This window comes from Rubrivivax benzoatilyticus JA2 = ATCC BAA-35, assembly GCF_000190375.1.
Taxonomy (GTDB): Bacteria; Pseudomonadota; Gammaproteobacteria; order Burkholderiales; family Burkholderiaceae_C; genus Rubrivivax; species Rubrivivax benzoatilyticus.
On the sequence record NZ_AEWG01000109.1, the window covers coordinates 1 to 596 of the forward strand.

The 596-nt window shown below is 76.7% G+C and carries 1 protein-coding gene; it reads left to right on the forward strand.

Annotation, left to right across the window (positions count from 1 at the left end; genetic code table 11):
- A partial coding sequence (locus RBXJA2T_RS12965) for a FimV/HubP family polar landmark protein (protein ID WP_009857841.1) occupies positions 1 to 596 on the forward strand: 596 nt, incomplete at both ends.

The following is a 596-nucleotide window of genomic DNA, read 5'->3' on the forward strand; positions in this document are numbered from 1 at the left end:
CGAGGCACCGCGTGCCGCGCGGGCCGCCGATGCCGATGACCAGGTCCGCGTGCGCCGCGGCGACACGCTGTTCGGCATCGCCTCGCGCACCCAGGCCGCCGGCGTCTCGCTGGACCAGATGCTCGTGGCGCTGTTCCGCGGCAACCCGCAGGCCTTCGTCGGCGACAACATGAACCGGCTGAAGTCCGGCGCCGTGCTGACCGTGCCGTCGTCCGACGACGCGGCCAAGCTCGCGCCGGCCGAGGCCCGCGAGATCATCGTCGCGCAGGCCGCCGACTTCGCCGCCTACCGCCAGCGTCTGGCCGGCAGCACCACGGCCGCCGCCGACGAGCCGGCGCGCCAGGCCAAGGGCAAGGTGCAGGCCAGCGTCGAAGACCGCCGCCAGGCCGCCGCGCCGACGCCCGACAAGCTCAAGCTGTCGCAGGGCGCCGTCGCGGCCGCGCCGGAGGCCAAGCTGTCCAAGGAGGCCGAGCGCCGTGCCGCCGACCAGCGTCTGGCCGAGCTCGCGCGCAACGTCGACGAGCTGAAGAAGCTGCAGGGCGCGGCCTCCGCGCCGGCCCAGCCCGCCGCGCCCGCGGCGACGGCCTCGGCCGAGG